This window comes from Pseudolabrys sp. Root1462 (genome assembly GCF_001426945.1).
Classification (GTDB): Bacteria; Pseudomonadota; Alphaproteobacteria; order Rhizobiales; family Xanthobacteraceae; genus Pseudolabrys.
Genome location: NZ_LMFS01000001.1, coordinates 1,558,603 through 1,575,952, shown reverse-complemented (window position 1 = coordinate 1,575,952; position 17,350 = coordinate 1,558,603). Strand labels below are relative to the sequence as shown.

Here is a 17,350-nt window from a genome sequence, read left to right as displayed (position 1 = left end):
GGCGGTACGGCGGCGGCGCGATCCGGTGCTGGTGCAAATCGTCGTCATGGGCGGCGATATAGGACTGGCGACGGAACCGGTCAATCCCGGTATTCGGGGCAGTGAAATGCAAAAAGGCCGCCCCGTGAGGCGGCCTTTGCTCGTTTTGGGCGGCGCGATCAGGCGCCGTTCGGGTCCCAGGCCACCGGGATCAGGCGATACCCCGCCCCGTCCTTTTCCACGTGCCCGACGCACGGATACGGGAAGTGATAGCCGACCACCGTCATCTTCTCGGCCGCGGCCATGTCGTAGATCTTGTGCCGGGTGGCCTGCGCGACATCGCCGTCATTGTCGAACAGCGCATGCCAGTCAGGGTGGCGAAGGAACAGCGATGGGATGTTGGTGACGTCAACCTGCACCAGAATCTTCTTCGATCCCGAGGCGACGACGAAGGATGTGTGCCCCGGCGTGTGCCCTGGCGTCGCAATCGAGGTAATGCCCGGTGCGACTTCCTTGTCCGCCTCGTAGGTCGACACCTTGATGCCATCCATCATCTTTTTGACTGCCGGAAATTGCCCCCTATTGAAGGGGTTGGCCTTACTGGCATTGGCCTCGTCGCTCCAGAACGCGAGTTCCGTCGCCGGCACCTTGATCTCTGCGTTCGGGAAGGCCGGTGAACCATCGGCATTCTTCAGGCCGCCGATATGATCGCCATGGAAATGCGAGATGATGACGATGTCGATCTGCTTCGGATCGATACCGGCCGCCGCCATGTTCTGCCTCGCCTGTCCGACCGCGCCCTTGGTGGCGGCAAAGGCGCCGAGGCCGTTGCCGGTGTCGATCGCAATCAGCTTGGACCCGGTGTTGATGATCATCGGCGAGAATGGAATGACCACCTTGCCATCCGGCATGTAGGCCGCTTCCGCGGCCTTGATCGCCTGGTCTTTGCTGGCGTTGACCACGAACTGGTCCGGCATCGGCATGGTGCGCGCGCCATCCATAAGCTGGATGACTTCATAATCGCCGACCTTGTAGCGATAAACGCCGGTGCTCTTGATGGGCTCCGGCGGCGGCGCCGCCAAAACCGGCATTGCAACGAGCGGCGCGAGCGCGGATGCGGCACCCGCGGCGGCAGCCGTCGCGAATAGATTGCGTCGAGAAATGTGCATGTTTCAGTCTCCATGGGCCCACGGCTTCTGATTGCCGGCCTGCTCGCACGGGCCCGCTCGTCGGCCCGATGCGTGACAATAACGCCGGAGGTGGCGCTGTTATTCAAAATGAATGTGATTGCTGCCGCGTTCGGCGGTCACAGACCCGCCATGTTTTCGCTTACCAGGGCCACATCGCCAGCAGGCGCGACACGCCGTCGCCAAGCGTCAACAACACTGCCGCCCAGACAAAGGCCGACGCGAAATTGGCCAGTTGGAACGTCCAGAACGGCATCTCGAAGATGCCGGCGATGAGCGGCACCGACGCGCGCAACGGTCCGAAGAACCGGCCGATGAAAATCCCCGGCACACCCCACTTCTTCATGAAGCGCTCGCCGCGCGGAATAAGATCGGGATGCCGCGACAGCGGCCAGATGTGCTGCACGCGATATTCGAGCTTGCAGCCTATCCAGTAGGACAGCCAGTCGCCGAGCGCGGCGCCGAGGGCGGCTGCAATCCAGACCGGCCAGAAACTGATGCCGCTCGAGCCAACCAGCGCCCCGAGCGCGACCAGCGCGCCCCAGGCCGGCAGCAGCAGCGAGATGAAGGCGAGCGATTCACCGAAGGCGAGCGCGAACATTATCGGCGGCGCCCAGGCCGCGTGCTCGCGCGTGAAGGCGATGATGTGTTCGATCGTGGCCTGGAAATCCATTCGATTCCGATCTAGCTCACGCCCCCGGAACCCGCCAGTGCGGCAAGAAGCCCGAACAAGGCGCCAACCACGCCAGGGGCCGGCGGTCTCGGTTTCGGCTCGATCATGGCATAGTCAGTGGCAAACGATTCGCCGACACCATACCTGTCGGGTTCGATCTTCCTCAATCATCGTTTGAAGTCCTAGAGAGAACCTCTTGTAACTATGGCAAAATCCGCGACGACCAAGAAAGCCGGCAAGCAGGACGACCTGTTCGCCGCCCCCGCCCGGCAGGCGGCCTCCCGCCCCGCGCCCAAGGACAGCGCGCGGAAGGCCTCGAAAGCCAGCGGTGGCGAGGAAGGCTATAGCGCCAAGCACATCGAGGTTCTCGAAGGCCTGGAACCCGTGCGCCGCCGCCCCGGCATGTATATCGGCGGCACCGACGAGAAGGCGCTGCACCACCTGTTCGCCGAAGTCATCGATAACTCGATGGACGAGGCGCTGGCCGGCCACGCCGATTGGATCGAGGTCGAACTCGATGCCGATGGTTTCATTGCCATCACCGACAACGGCCGCGGCATGCCGGTCGATAACCACCCCAAGTTCAAGAACAAGTCGGCGCTGGAAGTGATCATGTGCACGCTGCACGCCGGCGGCAAATTCGACTCGGAGGTCTATGAGACGTCGGGCGGTCTGCACGGCGTCGGCGTCTCGGTCACCAACGCGCTCTCGGAGCGGCTGGAAGTCGATGTTTGGCGCGAGCAGACCCAGTACCGCATGGTGTTCGAGCGCGGCAAGCCGAAGGGCAAGCTCGAGAAGGTCGGGCGCGCGCCGAACAAGCGCGGCACCCGCGTGCGCTTCAAGCCGGACCCGGAAATCTTCGGCAAGAAGGCGGCGTTCGATCCGGCCCGCGTGTTCAAGATGGCGCGCTCCAAGGCCTATCTCTATGGCGGCGTCGAAATCCGCTGGTCCTGCGCTCCCGAGCTGGTCGAAGGCACCGACATTCCGGACAAGGCGACGTTCCATTTCGCCAATGGCCTGTCCGACTATCTGCGCACCAATCTGGAAGGCGCGACCTTCGTGCATCCCGACATCTTCTCCGGCTCGGCTGGCAAGAGCGGCAAGCACGGCGCGGTCGAATGGGCGGTGGCTTGGACCGCCGATGCCGACGGCTTCAGCAACTCCTACTGCAACACGATCCCGACGCCGGACGGCGGCACCCATGAGTCGGGCCTGCGCTCCGCCCTGCTCCGCGGCCTCAAGGATCACGCCGCGCGCATCGGCCAGGAGAAACGCGTTGCGCCCGTGACCAGCGAAGACGTCATGGTCGGCTCGGGCTCGATGCTGTCGGTCTATATCCGCGAGCCGGAATTCCAGGGCCAGACCAAGGACCGCCTGGCCACCGCCGCGGCCCAGAAGATCGTCGAAGGCGCGATCAAAGATCCGTTCGATCACTGGCTGTCGGGCAACCCGCTGCAAGCCAACAAGCTGCTCGACTTCGTCATCGAGCGCGCCGAGGACCGCCTGCGCCGACGCGCCGAGAAGGACGTCGCGCGCAAGAGCGCGGTTCGAAAGCTGCGCCTGCCCGGCAAGCTGGCCGACTGCTCCAACTCGGCCGAGCAAGGCTCCGAACTGTTCATTGTCGAAGGCGACTCGGCCGGCGGCTCGGCCAAACAGGCGCGCGACCGCCGCACCCAGGCCGTGCTGCCGCTGCGCGGCAAGATCTTGAACGTGGCCTCCGCCGGCAAGGACAAGCTGGCGCAGAACCAGCAGCTCGCCGATCTGATCCAGGCGCTCGGCTGCGGCACCGGTTCGCATTTCCACGAAAAAGATCTGCGCTACGAAAAGATCATCATCATGACCGACGCCGACGTCGACGGCGCCCACATCGCGTCACTGCTGATCACGTTCTTCTACCGGCAGATGCCGAAGCTGATCGACCTCGGCCGGCTCTATCTCGCGGTACCGCCACTGTTCCGACTGCAGCACGGCGGCAAGATCGCCTATGCGCGCAACGAGGCGCACAAGGATCACCTGCTCAAGACCGAGTTCAACGCCAATGCCAAGGTCGAGGTCTCGCGCTTCAAGGGCCTCGGTGAGATGATGGCGGCGCAGCTCAAAGAAACGACGATGGACCCGAACAAGCGCACCCTGCTCAAGGTGACGCTGTCCGAAGGCGACGAAAAGGCCACGGCAAGCTCTGTGGAGCGGCTGATGGGCAACAAGGCCGAAGCGCGCTTCGAGTTCATTCAGGAGAAGGCGGAGTTTGCGAGCGAGGAACTTCTCGACGTGTAACCCCTGACCGGCCTCATCCTGAGGAGCGTTGCGAAGCAACGCGTCTCGAAGGATCGAGGCCGCCCGCATGCTTCGAGACGCGCGCTAACGCGCGCGCGTCTCCCCGAGGCAGGTCAGCCACACCTCCTCAACACAGGCGTCTTCAATCCGCTCCGCAGCGCCACGCCGTTGCGCACGCGCACGCCATCGTCGCCGCGATTGTAAATCGTGCGCCGCGTCTCGACGCCCTTGGCGTCCTTGCCGACCCGCATCACCAGAGTCTGCGCCTCCTCGCCTTCCAGGCCCGGCCGAAACAACACACGCGCCTCGACTGAATCCTTGTCGAGCCGGTGGGCAGCGACGAAATGATAAAGATTGCTGGCGAACTCAGGCCCGACATCGTGAGTCTCAACAACGCGGCCATCGCCAGCCGCTGTGGTGGCGACATGCGGATTCTGCGGGCTGGCCGGCGCGCGGCAATCGAGCGCCCAGTTGCCTAGCAGGTTGAGATCGCGGAACACCGGTTCGGCGGTGAAGGATGGCCGGGCGAGCTCGGCGTTGCCGGCCCCGGGCTCGGTGGCGGCGACAGCCGGCATGACAGACAGCGTTGCGGCCAGTAGCCCCCAGACCGCAAACCTTTTGAACAACAATCCCGACTCCCGATGCCCCGCTGCCCTTGAGCAGCATAGCAACCGGTCCGGTCGCGACAATCTGCGTTACGTCAAAGTCGCAGGTTTTTTGTGGCGAGCCAGGCCACGCTCAAAGCAAACCGTAACGCGGCACCGTTTGCAGGTAACGCACGTAAGGCTCGCCGAACTTCGCGGTGAGATAGCGCTCCTCACGCCTGATCACCCCGAAATGCAGGACGACCGCCGTGACAACTGCCATCACCACCATCCAGTCCGAGGCTAGAAGGATGGCGAGACCGAGCAATGCCACCGTGCCGCCGACATACATCGGGTTGCGCAACCAGGCGAAGATGCCCGTCACGACGACCGCGGTCGACGGCCGCCACGGCCTCACCTCGGTGTGGGCGGCGCGGAAGGCGCGCTCGGCCATCGTCACCATCGCGACGCCGGCGGCCATCAGTTCGACACCGAGCAGGATGCGGGTGCCCCACGACAGCATGACGCTGAGCATGTAGGCCGGGAGCAGCCAGTCGAGGACGAGACCGAGCAGCACCGCGATCAACAGCAACACGGGGGGCGGCGCGATGACGCCGGCCGTATCGGCCGCGAGCGGATCATCAGGGGCTGAGAAATTCAACCATCGCGGCATTGACGGGCTCCGGCTTTTCGATGGTGGAGAGGTGCCCGCATTCCGGCACAATGGTGAGCTTGGCGTTCGGAATGCCGGCAGCGATTTCCCGGGCGAGATCGGGCGGCGTCAGTTCGTCGCCGTCGCCGACGATGACCAAGGTCGGGCATTTGGTCGAGGCCAGGAGACCGCGTGAGTCCGGCCGTCCCATGATCGCCCGCTCCTGCCTTACAAAGGCATCCTTGCCGGTCTCGCGGGCCATGGCGTGGACGATACCCTTCAACCGCTCGTCACCGGCATGGTTCCGGTGCAGGAACTTGGGCGCCAGCATCTCAACGATATCCATCAGCTTGCCGTCCTCGGCCATGGTGATGAACTTCTGCCGGTTCACCTTCTGCTCGTCGGTGTCCGGTCGTGCCGAGGTGTCGAGCAGCACCAGTTTGGCGATCCGCTCCGGCGCCAGCCGTAGCATGGCGAAGGCGATGTAGCCGCCCATCGACAATCCGGCGAGCGCGAAGCGCGGCGGCGCGTCGGCCAGAATTCGCGCGGCGATCGCCGCCATGTCAGCGTCACGGCGGTGGTCGGCCACCGTGACCGGGCCCAGCGGCCACAGACCCTCGACCTGAGGGCTGTAAAGGCGGGCGCTGCACAGCAGCCCCGGGACCAGCACGAGCGGGAGTGAAGTCGGCATTCCAGAGCCTCCAGAGGGCAAAAAGCCCGAAAAATCAGCCAAAATTAGCCTTACCGCGCTGCGGAAGGATTGACTTTGCGCCCGTCCTCCCTATGTTCCGGGCAGCCGGTGCGAGCCACAATCAGATTCGACCGTGCTCCCGCGCATTGTACCCGGTTTTGATAACTGGTTTTACGTCCGGCGCGGCGCTTGGCGATCAATCGCCGTTTGAGGTTTCATGAGCTTTTCTGATCTCGGTTTGTCCGACAAGGTTCTGGGCGCGATCGACGCGGCCGGTTACAAGACCCCCACCCCGATCCAGGCCCAGGCCATCCCCCACGTCCTCGCCCGCCGCGATGTCCTGGGTATCGCGCAGACCGGCACCGGCAAGACCGCCGCTTTCGTCCTGCCGATGATCACCATGCTCGAGAAAGGCCGCGCGCGGGCCCGCATGCCGCGCACCCTGATCCTCGAGCCGACCCGCGAACTCGCCGCCCAGGTCTACGAAAGCTTCGAAAAATACGGCAAGAACACCAAACTCAACGTCGCCCTTCTGATCGGCGGCGTTTCTTTTGGCGACCAGGACACCAAGCTTGTCCGCGGCGTCGACGTGCTGATCGCGACCCCGGGCCGCCTGCTCGATCACTCCGAGCGCGGACGCCTGCTGCTGTCAGGTTGTGAATTGCTAATTATCGACGAAGCCGACCGCATGCTCGACATGGGCTTCATCCCCGACATCGAACGCATCGGCAAACTCGTACCGTTCACGCGTCAGACTTTGTTCTTCACGGCGACCATGCCGCCGGAAATCCAGCGCATCGCCGACAACTTCCTGCACAATCCGGTGCGCGTCGAGGTCTCGAAACCCGCGACTGCCGCAACCACCATCACACAGCTTCAGGTCGCGACCGGCCGCGAGGACTACGAGAAGCGCGCCACCCTGCGCCATCTCATCGACAGCGCCGAAGACTTCAAGAACGCCATCATTTTCTGCAACCGCAAGCTCGAAGTCGCGGCGCTGCATAAATCGCTGGTCAAGCACGGCTACAACGCCGTGGCGCTGCATGGCGATCTCGACCAGACGACCCGGACGGCCGCGCTCGATGCCTTCCGCAAGGGCGAGGCCAAGCTGCTGATCGCGTCCGATGTCGCGGCGCGTGGCCTGGACATTCCGGCCGTGAGCCATGTCTTCAACTACGACGTGCCGCATCACCCCGATGACTACGTCCACCGCATCGGCCGCACTGGCCGCGCCGGTCTCACCGGTACCGCGATCTCGCTGGTGGCGCCGTTCGACACCAAGTCGGTGGCGGCCATCGAGAAGCTGATGGGCACAACCATTCCATGGATGGGAGAGCCGGTGGCCGCCGGTGAGCCGGGCGAACGCCCCGCCCGCCAAGGTGAACGCGGCCGCGGCGGTCGCAGCCGTCAGCCGCGCGGTCAGCGTCCGCAGGAGTCCCGTCCGCGCGAACCGCAGCAGCGGCGCGAGCAGGCTTCACCCCGTGCCGAGGCCCCGGTTCCGGCCCCGGTACGGCAGCGCGACCCACAACCTTATCGAGAGCGGGCGCCGCGAGAGAACGTCGAGCCGGATACCAGTCACCTGCCGGCGTTCCTGCTTCGGCCCGTCAATATCAAGGCTTAAGAGTAACATCGTAACGTCGCGCGTTACGGTGGCAATTTTGCCGCTGCAACCAGTTCCGCATTTACTCACCATTCATATACCTGGAATACCGTTCTCGCCGGGGACGTAGCGCGGGCCATGTTGGCGCGCGGCTGGAAACCCACGGGCAGAGCTGCCTCCAGGGGGTTGTTTCGCGATGAGTGGCGAAAGCGACGAACATGAACGCACGATGGCGTTCTGCGACATCGCGCTCGGCCAGATCAAGGCGCTGCGTCAGGCTGCGACTCCGCGCAATTACGAGATCTGGTACTCGTACGCCACCGGCTATCACCCCTCGCTCAATCAGAAGATCAACGAGACGCTGAGCGAGCACGGCACCTTGTCTGACGCCGATCTCGACAGCATTTATGAAACATTCCTGGCTCCGAACCGCCTGACCGAGCGCATCGACACGGTCGGCTCCAAGGTCATGGGCGAGATCGAACAGGTGATGGCGATGATCGACGCCGCCGCCGGCAGCGCCTCAAGCTATACCGAGAGCCTCGCTGGCATGAGCGAGAAGATCGGCGCCTCCGATCGCGAGGGGCTGCGCGCCATCGTCGAGGGACTGGTGGCGACCGCCAAGGAGATGGAAGAGTCGAACCAGAAGCTGGAAGAGCGCCTCAGCGCCTCCAAGCAGGAAATCAACGAGCTTCAGGTCAACCTCGAAGCGGTTCGTACCGAGAGCCTGACCGACCCGCTGACGCAACTCGCCAACCGCAAGTTCTTCGACACGACGCTCGATGAAGCCCTCGCTCTCGCCCGCGAGAGCAACGAGCCGCTGGCGCTGATGCTGACCGATATCGACCACTTCAAGAAGTTCAACGACACCTTCGGCCATCTCACCGGCGACCAAGTGCTGCGTCTGGTCGCCATGTCGGTGAAACAGAACGTCAAAGGCCAGGACACCGCGGCGCGTTACGGCGGCGAGGAATTCGCCGTGATCCTGCCGAACACCGCTTTGCGCTCCGCCATCACCGTGGCTGACCACATCCGCCGCGCGGTGATGACCAAGGAACTGATGAAGCGCTCCACCGGCGAACATCTCGGTCGCGTCACCATCTCGATCGGCGTTGCATCCCTCCAGCCGAGCGACACCGCCGCGACGCTGATCGACCGCGCCGATGCCTGCCTTTATGCCGCCAAGCGCAATGGCCGCAACCGGGTGATCTGCGAGAGCGATCCGGAACTGACGCCGGACGAAGCCATGCAGGTCGCCTGAGCGAGCGTCGTCCCTGCCCGCCTACAATTCCGCCGACACCGAGAACGTGCCGATATAGGCGCGGCCGCTGTTGCCGTTGAAATAGCCGCCCACCCCGTTCGGCGTAATCGCGATATCGACATAGCCAAGCTCGACGCCGAACTTCAGATGCTGGACCGGCTTCCAGTACAGGTTGACGGCCGTCCGGAACGTCTCGCTTTCCGGCTTGGCGAGCAGCAGATCGGCTTTCACCGAGACGAAGCTGGCAAAGACATTGGATTCGAACGCGTCCGACCACTCATGGTGATACGATGCGACCGCACTCCAGCCTTCGGTGGGACCGATCGACCGCACGATGCTCTGGTAAACCACGAGATCGTTGGTGGTGCCGAGATAGGACGAGGCATCGACGGCGTATGTCGCCTGGAAGCTCACTTCGTCGCCGTCGGCGATGAATTTCGTCGGCACCTTGAGGCCGAACGAGGCCGCCCAACCGGTCCGCTCGGTCGCCGTGTTGGGAAGCAGCGGCAGGATTGGTGAATTGGAAAAATCGGCGCGGCGCACGATGCCCGACAGGTGCGTCGTCAGCGCTTCTGTCTCGCGGCGCCAACGTAGCGAGTAGATCGGATTCGAGAAATCGAATTCCCAGATATTGGTGTCGGCATTCGGCGATGTCGGCAGGTTCGACTCAACGCCAACCGCAAGTTTGCTCGCGTTGTCGAGCGCCTGCTCGTATACGACGGTCGTCGCCGAGCGGGCCGGCGAACTCGCGCTGGTGAGGAAATTGCCCTCCCAGAAGCTCATGAGTGAACCGGTATAGCCGACCGTCAATCCACCCAGCCCTACGCTCCAGCCGGTGAAATAGGCACTGCCGTTGGTGGTGCCATCGTCAGTCGATTTCGACCACTCGCCGGCGATGGTGGACTTGAATTCGCCGAGCGAGGTCTGCCGCGTGTACTCGAGCCCGCTGCTGGCAGTCACGGACTGCGACATGGTGTTCTGGGTCACCGTGCCGTTGCGATTGACGATGCGCGGCACGCCGGCGGTCTGCTTGGTGCCCTGATAGGTGTAAGAGACGCCGGCCGTCACCTTGCCGCAGCCGTCGCCGACCGCGAAGCGTACGCCCTCGTCGTCGTCATCGCCGCCGTCGTCTTCGTCACCGCCGTTCTGATTGTCGGTTTTCCCGTTCTGACAGGTTGCAGCGCTGGCGCTTTTCGGCGCGCCGCCCTTGGGTTCGGCGCGCGCGGCGCCTGCGAGCGGAACCGCGACGGCCAAGAGCAGAAGACACAAAATTCGGGCGCAGGCCCCCACAACCCAACGCGACGTCATGACTTCCCCTGCCCCTGCAACCGACCTCATTCGTCGGCAAAGCCGGAGTTGAGTCAAGACGCGGGGGCGCGGCCTAGCGCTTCTTCCTGTTGAGTTTTCGCGGCGCGGTTCTAGCCCTGCCGGATTTTTTTTGGTTGGATTTTGCCGTCGCCCGTTTCCTGACGGCTGGTTTTTTGATCACCGGCTTCTTGGCCCCGGCTTTGGTCTTGCGCTTGCCGGACTTTTTCCTGGCGTTCAGGGCATGGGCAACCGCCACCGCGGCGCGGGTCCACTCGGCGAGTTCGTCCGGCTCGTCATAGAGCCGCGCCGGCAGGCGCCACCACGAATTGACGTGAATGACCTTGCCGCTTCGCTTCTGGCTATAGCTGAACGGCGTCGAGCCTTCGGCCTCGAAGCGCGCGACCGACGACGGATCGGCCTTGAGAAACAGTTCCCCGCGAAGGAACACCGCAAAGCAGACATCCTCGGCGTAGACGCCGAAGCCGGAAAACAGGCGTTTGACGCTGACTGGACCGTAGCACGAGAACAGCTCGGCAAGGTCGTCCCGCTCCACGGAACCGCTCCGGTTTAGTGCGCGGTCTTCTCTTCGCCGGACAACTGGGCGGGCGTGAGTTGGACGCTTTCGCCGCAGCCGCAGGCCGAGGTCTGGTTCGGATTGTTGAACACGAACTGCGACGACAACTTCTCGGTCTTGAAGTCCATCTCGGTGCCGAGCAGGAACAGCACGGCCTTCGGATCGACCAGGATCTTGACGCCCTTGTCCTCGATCACCTCGTCGGTCGGCTTCACCGCGTCGGCATACTCCATGGTGTATTCCATGCCGGCGCAGCCCCCGTTCTTGACGCCGACGCGCAGGCCGGCGACCGGCTTGTCGGCTTTCGCCATGACAGCCTTGATGCGATCGGCAGCGGCTTCCGTCAGCCGCATCACCTGGGGTCTCGGTCGTGCAGTGGCCATTCCGCTCTCCTTTTCCAGCCGGGGGCAAGACCCGGCGGATCGCAACCTGTAGATAATGACGGCTTTGCCGTCTTTAAGTCCTTAACCGCCGCGCTCCGTCAGTAGGTCGTCCACAAGCCCGGCGTCGCCAGTTCGATCACATGGGCGTCCGGGTCGCGGAAATAAATGCTGCGGCCGCCGCGCGGCCAGTCCACGTCGCCTTCAAGCGCGACGCCGCGCTCGCTCAGGCGCCGCTCCCACGCCGGTAGTTCGTCAGCATCGACCGCGAAGGCGAAATGCAATGGGCCCCGGCCGTCGTGCGGCGGAATCGTGCCGCCGGGGAGATCCACCGCCTCAAGGGTACCGCTGCGGCGAAACAGCAGCAATACGCTCTGGCCGCCGACGTCGTAGGCGCAGAAGCGGCTGTCATCACCACCGATCCGCGGCAGATCGAGCACCTCTTCGTAGAATCGGGACGCACGCTCGAGGTCGTCGACGTACAAGCAGGTTTCGAGCACGCGAGCCAGTTTAGGCATTCGAGTTACCACATATTTAGGACCAGACGCGCCTCGTCCGACATGCGGCTTGGATCCCACGGCGGATCCCAGACGACGGCAACCTTGGTTTCCTTGACGCCGGGCACTGCCGAGACGGCGTTCTCCACCATGATCGGCAGTTCCTGCGCCGACGGGCAGTTCGGCGAGGTCAGCGACATATCGACCTTCACCGTGCGGTCGTCGCCGATGTCGATCTTGTAGATCAGGCCGAGTTCATAGATGTCGGCCGGAATTTCGGGATCGTAGACCGTCTTGATGCCGGCGATGATCTCGTCGGTCAGCCGGTTGAGCTCTTCCTGCGGCAGCGCCGAGGCGCCGGACACGGCAGCGTTCGGCTCACTGATCTCCGGAGCTCTCTCGGCCACCGCCGTCGCCGCGGCAGCCTGCTGGACGTCATCGTCTGTCGGATTCTCGGTCACGCGAAAAACTCCTGAGCCTTGATCAGGGCAGAGGCCAGGACATCGACCTCGGCTTTGGTGTTGTACATGCCGAATGAGGCGCGGCAGGTGGCGGTGACGCCGAACCGCGCCAGGAGCGGCATGGTGCAATGGGTGCCGGCACGAACGGCGACGCCGGAACGGTCGATCACGGTGGCGATATCGTGGGCATGCGCGCCCTTCATTTCGAAGGAGACGATCGGGCCCTTGTCTCTGGCCGTACCAATGATGCGCAGCGAATTGATCGCACCCAGCTTCTCGTGAGCGTATTTGACGAGTTCAGCCTCATGCGCGCGAATGCGATCCTTGCCGACCGACTGGATGTAATCGAGCGCGGCGCCCAAGCCGATCGCCTGGACAATGGCCGGCGTGCCGGCCTCGAACTTGTGCGGCGGCTCGCCATAGGTGACGCGGTCCTCGAACACCTCACGGATCATCTCGCCGCCACCATTATACGGCCGCATCGCTTCGAGATGCTTGGTCTTGCCATACAGCGCGCCGATGCCCGTCGGGCCGTACAACTTGTGGCCGGTCAGAACGAAGAAATCGCAATCGAGATCCTGCACATCGATATCCATGTGCACGGAGCTCTGCGCGCCATCGACCAGCACCGGGATGCCGCGAGCGTGGGCGATACGAATGACATCCTTCACCGGCACCACGGTGCCAAGGGCGTTCGACATCTGCGTCATCGCCACTAACTTGGTGCGCGGGGTGAGCAGCTTCTCGAATTCGTCGAGCAGGAAATTGCCGTCCTGATCGACCGGCGCGAACTTGAGCACCGCGCCGTGGCGCTCACGATAGAAATGCCACGGCACGATATTGGAGTGGTGCTCCATGATCGAGATGACGATCTCGTCGCCCTCGCCGATCCGGCCCGCGCCGAAGCTCGACGCCACGAGGTTGATCGCCTCCGTGGCATTGCGCGTGAAGATGATCTCCTCTTTGCGCGGCGCATTGATGAAGGTAGCGACCTTCTCGCGTGCGTCCTCATAGGCCTCGGTCGCTTCGTTGGCGAGGTAATGCAGGCCGCGATGCACGTTGGCGTATTCGCGCGTATAGGCCTTCATCAGGCGATCGAGCACGGCCTGCGGTTTCTGCGCCGAGGCGGCGTTATCGAGATAGACCAGCGGCTTGCCATAAACCTGCATCGCCAGTGCCGGGAAATCGGCGCGAATCTTGTCGACGTCGTAGTCGCCGCCGGCGATGGCTGCGTGCATGTTCATGGCTTGACCTCGCGCGTCTCCAGCCAAGCCAGCGCCGCCGCCATGACGGCGTCGCGGAAGCCCTCATGCGGGATTTCCTCGACGGTTTCGCCGATGAAGGCCTGGATCAGCAGCGTCTCGGCTTGCGCCTCGTCGATGCCGCGCGACATCAGGTAGAACTTCAGCGTCGGGTCGAGCGCGCCGGCGGTGGCGCCGTGGCCGCAGACCACGTCGTCGGCGAAAATCTCCAATTCGGGCTTGTTGTCGGCCTCAGCCTTGTCCGACAGCAGCAGCGCCCGCGTCATCATCTTGGAGTCAGTCTTCTGTGCGCCGGGCTTGACCACGATCTTGCCCTGGAACACCGAATGGCTCTCGCCGTCGAGCACGGACTTGAACTGTTCGCGGCCGGCACAATGCGCCGCGGCGTGCTCGATCAGCAGCGTGTTATCGACGTGCTCCTCGCCGCGCAGCAGATTGACGCCGCGGATCGCGCCCGTCGAATGCTCGCCGGCGAAGCGGACGAAGCTCTGGTTGCGGACGATGCCGACTTCCTGATTGAGCACGAACGTATCGAAGCGCGCATTCCTGCCGACGCTCATCAGCAGGCTGCCGACATGGATGCCGCGCGTCGCCACGATCTTGAAGTAATCGACCTGGGCCTCATCGCCAACGACGAGTTCGAGCGCGGTGTTGACCTGCGCCGCGCAGCCGTCATGGGTCTCGGCGATGACCGCCTTGGCGCCCTTCTCGACGACGATCAGCGAGCGCGTGTAGTTCGAGGTTTCGGTGGCGGTGAAATTGACGAGCTGCAGCGGCCGCGCCAGCGCCGTGCCGGCGGCGATGCGGATCACCGCGCCGTCGCCCATCATCGCCGTGTTGAGCGCCAGCGCCGCGTCGTCGCTCTCGAAGGTCTTGCCGAGATGCACCGCGACAAGAGCATCGCCCTTGAGCAACGCCTCGGCCATCGAACCGATGGTCAGGCCCGCTTCCGGCGTCAGGTCCGACATCTCCGGCACGAAGGCGCCATCGACAAATACCAGCTTGCGCGGATTGAGCGATGCGAACACCGCGCCGGACCCCGTGGCGGTCGCCTTGGCTTGAGCATCGGGCGGCGTCGCCAGCGGCAACGCGTCGCGCAGCAGCGTGCGAAGATCGGTGTATTTCCACTCCTCGACGCGGCGATGCGGCAGGCCTTGCGCATCGAAACGCTTGAACGCGTTCTCGCGCAACGAGGCGATGGCGCCCTGCCCCGGCAGTCTACCGCGCGCGCCGTCGTAAGCGGCGGCCAGCGCCTGCTCGGCGGGAGTCTTGATGGGAGTTACGTCAGCCATCGTCAAACCTTACGCCGCCTCGTCCGTGTATTGCGCGTAGCCCTTGGCTTCGAGCTCGAGCGCCAATTCCTTGCCGCCGGTGCGCACAACGCGCCCCTTGGCCAGGACGTGCACGACATCGGGCACGATGTAATTCAGCAGCCGCTGGTAATGCGTGATGACCACCATCGAGCGCTCCGGCGAGCGCAGGCGATTGACGCCTTCCGACACGATGCGCAGCGCATCGATATCGAGGCCGGAGTCGGTCTCGTCGAGCACGGCAAGGCGTGGCTGCAGGATGGCCATCTGCAGGATTTCGGCGCGCTTCTTCTCGCCGCCGGAGAAGCCGACATTGACGCCGCGCCGCAGCATGTCCTGGTTGATGCCGAGTTCGCCGGAACGCTCACGCACCAGCTTGATGAATTCCGGCGTCGAGACCTCGGCCTCGCCGCGCAGCTTGCGCTGGGCGTTGAGCGCGGTGCGCAGGAACGTCATGGTGGCGACGCCCGGCACTTCGACGGGATATTGGAAGGCGAGGAACACGCCCTTGGCGGCGCGCTCGTTCGGCTGCATGTCGAGGATGCTCTCGCCGTCGAGCAGGATGTCGCCTTCGGTGACTGCGTAGCCCGGGCGGCCGGCGAGCACATAAGCCAGGGTCGACTTGCCGGAGCCGTTCGGCCCCATGATGGCGGCGACCTGGCCCTTCTCGATGGTCAAAGTGAGACCGTTGAGGATCTTCTTGCCCTCATCCTCGATCTCGACATGCAGGTTCTTGATCTCAAGCAATGACATGATGTTCAGCGTCTCTTTTCAACTCATTCGGCCAGTACGGCGATTTCATCGATTAATTGAGCCAGCGTGCGCGTTGCGCCGCCGCCGCCATCCACCAGGTTGGTGGAGGGCACCGACACGTTCTCGCTGACGCGAAATGAATCAGGCCCGGCGCGGCGCACGATCAGGAAGCGGTGGCCGCCCTTGATGACGAGGTCATCGTTCTCGCGAAAGACCTCGACATCCGGAAAATGGGCGCTGACGCAATCGACCAGTTCGCCCGCCGGCTTCGATTGACCGAGGCACGCACCGGCTTCCGCTCTCAGCTTGTTCCGGTCAGCCATCAGCCGACACTCCCCTCAAGCGAGATCGAAATCAGCTTCTGCGCTTCGACCGCAAATTCCATCGGCAGTTGCTGCAACACATCCTTGACGAAGCCATTGACGACCAGCGCGGTCGCTTCTTCCGCCGACATGCCGCGGCTCTGGCAGTAGAACAGCATGTCTTCGGAGATCTTCGAGGTCGACGCTTCGTGCTCGAACACGGCGGAGGAATTCTTCGCTTCCATGTAAGGCACGGTGTGCGCGCCGCATTTGTCGCCGATCAGCAGCGAGTCGCAGTTCGTGAAGTTGCGAGCGCCGGTGGCGCGGCGGTGTGCCGTGACGAGGCCGCGATAGGTATTCTGCGAGTGGCCGGCCGAGATGCCCTTGGAGATGATCCGGCTCACCGTGTTCTTGCCGAGATGGATCATCTTGGTGCCGCTATCGACCTGCTGGCGACCATTCGAGATCGCAATCGAATAGAACTCGCCGCGCGAACCGTCGCCGCGCAGGATGCAACTCGGATATTTCCAGGTGATCGCCGACCCGGTTTCGACCTGCGTCCAGGAGATCTTCGAGTTCTTGCCACGGCAGTCGCCGCGCTTGGTGACGAAATTGTAGATGCCACCTTTGCCCTCGGCGTCGCCCGGATACCAGTTCTGCACCGTCGAGTATTTGATCTCGGCGTCGTCGAGCGCAACCAGTTCGACCACGGCGGCGTGCAGTTGATTCTCGTCGCGCATCGGCGCGGTGCAACCTTCGAGATAGCTCACATAGGCGCCCTTCTCGGCGATGATGAGCGTGCGCTCGAATTGACCGGTGTTCTGCTCGTTGATGCGGAAGTACGTCGACAATTCCATCGGGCAGCGCACGCCCTCCGGCACGTAAACGAAGGACCCGTCTGAAAACACCGCCGAGTTGAGCGTGGCGAAGAAATTGTCCGAGGTCGGCACCACCGAACCCAGGTACTTCTTGATGAGGTCGGGATGCTCGCGCACCGCTTCCGACATCGGCATGAAGATCACGCCGGCGCGCTTGAGCTCTTCTTTGAAAGTAGTCGCGACCGACACCGAGTCGAACACGGCATCGACCGCGACGCGACCGGACGAGCGCATGCCTTCGAGCATGTCGCCGTCGAGCGTCGAGGGTTCGCTTTGCTTGCGAACGCCGGCGAGGATCTCCTGCTCCTTGAGCGGGATGCCGAGCTTCTCATAGGTGCGCAGCAATTCCGGATCGACATCGGCCAGCGACTTCGGCGCCTTGAACGCCTTCGGCGCCGAATAGTAATAGGCGTCCTGATAGTCGATCTTCGGATAGTGGACGCGCGCCCAAGTCGGCTCGCGCATGGTCTGCCAGCGCCGGAATGCCTCCAGGCGCCAGTCCAGCATCCACTGCGGCTCGTTTTTCTTGGCCGAGATGAAACGGACGGTATCTTCGTTCAGACCCTTTGGGGCCTTTTCGGATTCGATGTCCGTGACGAATCCATATTTGTATTGGTCAACGTCGATCTGGCGGACCCGATCGACGGTCTCTTGTACGGCCGGCATTCTTCCCTCCGCTCACGGTTTCAAGGACCGCGGGTTGGATTTAGTCGGTTATGGTCGG

Annotated in this window: 18 protein-coding genes; 3 read left to right on the top strand and 15 right to left on the bottom strand. The window is 63.6% G+C overall.

From position 1 onward, the window contains the following. Positions 1–158: 158 nt before the first annotated feature. Both ASD45_RS07650 and ASD45_RS07645 read right to left on the bottom strand, forming a co-directional pair. Positions 159–1,148 (bottom strand): MBL fold metallo-hydrolase, encoded by a 990-nt coding sequence (locus ASD45_RS07650; RefSeq protein WP_056910940.1) that lies wholly within the window; start codon positions 1,146–1,148, stop codon positions 159–161. A gap of 160 nt (positions 1,149–1,308) precedes the next feature. Continuing rightward, positions 1,309–1,839: a DedA family protein gene (locus ASD45_RS07645; protein WP_056910939.1), complete on the bottom strand. Its 531-nt coding sequence runs from the start codon at positions 1,837–1,839 to the stop codon at positions 1,309–1,311. Between the two features lie 204 nt (positions 1,840–2,043). On the opposite strand from ASD45_RS07645, the gene parE reads away from it, so the two are divergent. After that, entirely contained in the window at positions 2,044–4,113 is a 2,070-nt protein-coding gene (parE, locus tag ASD45_RS07640; protein ID WP_056910938.1) for a DNA topoisomerase IV subunit B, read from the top strand. 113 nt (positions 4,114–4,226) lie between these two features. On the opposite strand, the gene ASD45_RS07635 is transcribed toward parE, so the two are convergent. The 3 genes from ASD45_RS07635 to ASD45_RS07625 form a co-directional block, all read right to left on the bottom strand. Further along, positions 4,227–4,742, bottom strand: a complete 516-nt coding sequence (locus tag ASD45_RS07635) for a hypothetical protein (RefSeq protein ID WP_156380754.1) — start codon at positions 4,740–4,742, stop codon at positions 4,227–4,229. Between the two features lie 109 nt (positions 4,743–4,851). Next, positions 4,852–5,370 (bottom strand): isoprenylcysteine carboxylmethyltransferase family protein, encoded by a 519-nt coding sequence (locus ASD45_RS07630; protein WP_082540939.1) that lies wholly within the window; start codon positions 5,368–5,370, stop codon positions 4,852–4,854. Beyond that, a complete protein-coding gene (locus ASD45_RS07625) occupies positions 5,339–6,040 on the bottom strand; it encodes an alpha/beta fold hydrolase (protein ID WP_056910935.1) in 702 nt (233 codons plus the stop codon). Before ASD45_RS07625 ends, ASD45_RS07630 begins: the two co-directional genes overlap by 32 nt. Before the next feature lie 217 nt (positions 6,041–6,257). Here ASD45_RS07625 and ASD45_RS07620 point away from each other — a divergent pair, with 217 nt between their 5' ends. Both ASD45_RS07620 and ASD45_RS07615 read left to right on the top strand, forming a co-directional pair. After that, positions 6,258–7,661 carry a DEAD/DEAH box helicase gene (locus tag ASD45_RS07620; RefSeq protein ID WP_056910934.1) on the top strand — a complete coding sequence of 468 codons (1,404 nt, stop codon included), beginning with the start codon at positions 6,258–6,260 and terminating at the stop codon, positions 7,659–7,661. A 175-nt stretch (positions 7,662–7,836) separates the two neighbouring features. Beyond that, the gene (locus tag ASD45_RS07615; RefSeq protein WP_056910933.1) at positions 7,837–8,901 is read left to right on the top strand and encodes a GGDEF domain-containing protein; all 1,065 of its coding nucleotides are present in this window, start codon (positions 7,837–7,839) and stop codon (positions 8,899–8,901) included. A 21-nt stretch (positions 8,902–8,922) separates the two neighbouring features. Here ASD45_RS07615 and ASD45_RS07610 read toward each other — a convergent pair whose 3' ends face one another. The 10 genes from ASD45_RS07610 to sufB form a co-directional block, all read right to left on the bottom strand. Beyond that, positions 8,923–10,209 carry a hypothetical protein gene (locus ASD45_RS07610; RefSeq protein WP_156380753.1) on the bottom strand — a complete coding sequence of 429 codons (1,287 nt, stop codon included), beginning with the start codon at positions 10,207–10,209 and terminating at the stop codon, positions 8,923–8,925. 73 nt (positions 10,210–10,282) lie between these two features. Continuing rightward, positions 10,283–10,762 (bottom strand): TfoX/Sxy family protein, encoded by a 480-nt coding sequence (locus ASD45_RS07605; protein ID WP_056910931.1) that lies wholly within the window; start codon positions 10,760–10,762, stop codon positions 10,283–10,285. A gap of 14 nt (positions 10,763–10,776) precedes the next feature. Further along, positions 10,777–11,166, bottom strand: a complete 390-nt coding sequence (gene sufA, locus ASD45_RS07600) for a Fe-S cluster assembly scaffold SufA (RefSeq protein WP_056910930.1) — start codon at positions 11,164–11,166, stop codon at positions 10,777–10,779. Positions 11,167–11,264: 98 nt separating this feature from the next. Continuing rightward, complete coding sequence (locus tag ASD45_RS07595) at positions 11,265–11,681, bottom strand: VOC family protein (protein WP_056910929.1); 417 nt, start codon at positions 11,679–11,681, stop codon at positions 11,265–11,267. A gap of 5 nt (positions 11,682–11,686) precedes the next feature. Beyond that, positions 11,687–12,067 carry an SUF system Fe-S cluster assembly protein gene (locus ASD45_RS07590; protein WP_244485444.1) on the bottom strand — a complete coding sequence of 127 codons (381 nt, stop codon included), beginning with the start codon at positions 12,065–12,067 and terminating at the stop codon, positions 11,687–11,689. A 50-nt stretch (positions 12,068–12,117) separates the two neighbouring features. Next, positions 12,118–13,359, bottom strand: coding sequence for a cysteine desulfurase (locus ASD45_RS07585; RefSeq protein ID WP_056910928.1), 1,242 nt, complete (start codon positions 13,357–13,359; stop codon positions 12,118–12,120). Between the two features lie 2 nt (positions 13,360–13,361). Then, positions 13,362–14,675 carry a Fe-S cluster assembly protein SufD gene (sufD, locus tag ASD45_RS07580; protein ID WP_056910927.1) on the bottom strand — a complete coding sequence of 438 codons (1,314 nt, stop codon included), beginning with the start codon at positions 14,673–14,675 and terminating at the stop codon, positions 13,362–13,364. Positions 14,676–14,684: 9 nt separating this feature from the next. Continuing rightward, a complete protein-coding gene (sufC, locus tag ASD45_RS07575) occupies positions 14,685–15,446 on the bottom strand; it encodes a Fe-S cluster assembly ATPase SufC (RefSeq protein ID WP_056910926.1) in 762 nt (253 codons plus the stop codon). 23 nt (positions 15,447–15,469) lie between these two features. Continuing rightward, positions 15,470–15,769 carry a hypothetical protein gene (locus tag ASD45_RS07570; RefSeq protein WP_056910925.1) on the bottom strand — a complete coding sequence of 100 codons (300 nt, stop codon included), beginning with the start codon at positions 15,767–15,769 and terminating at the stop codon, positions 15,470–15,472. After that, positions 15,769–17,292, bottom strand: a complete 1,524-nt coding sequence (sufB, locus tag ASD45_RS07565; RefSeq protein ID WP_056910924.1) for a Fe-S cluster assembly protein SufB — start codon at positions 17,290–17,292, stop codon at positions 15,769–15,771. The genes ASD45_RS07570 and sufB overlap by 1 nt, the downstream gene beginning before the upstream one ends. Positions 17,293–17,350: the final 58 nt, after the last annotated feature.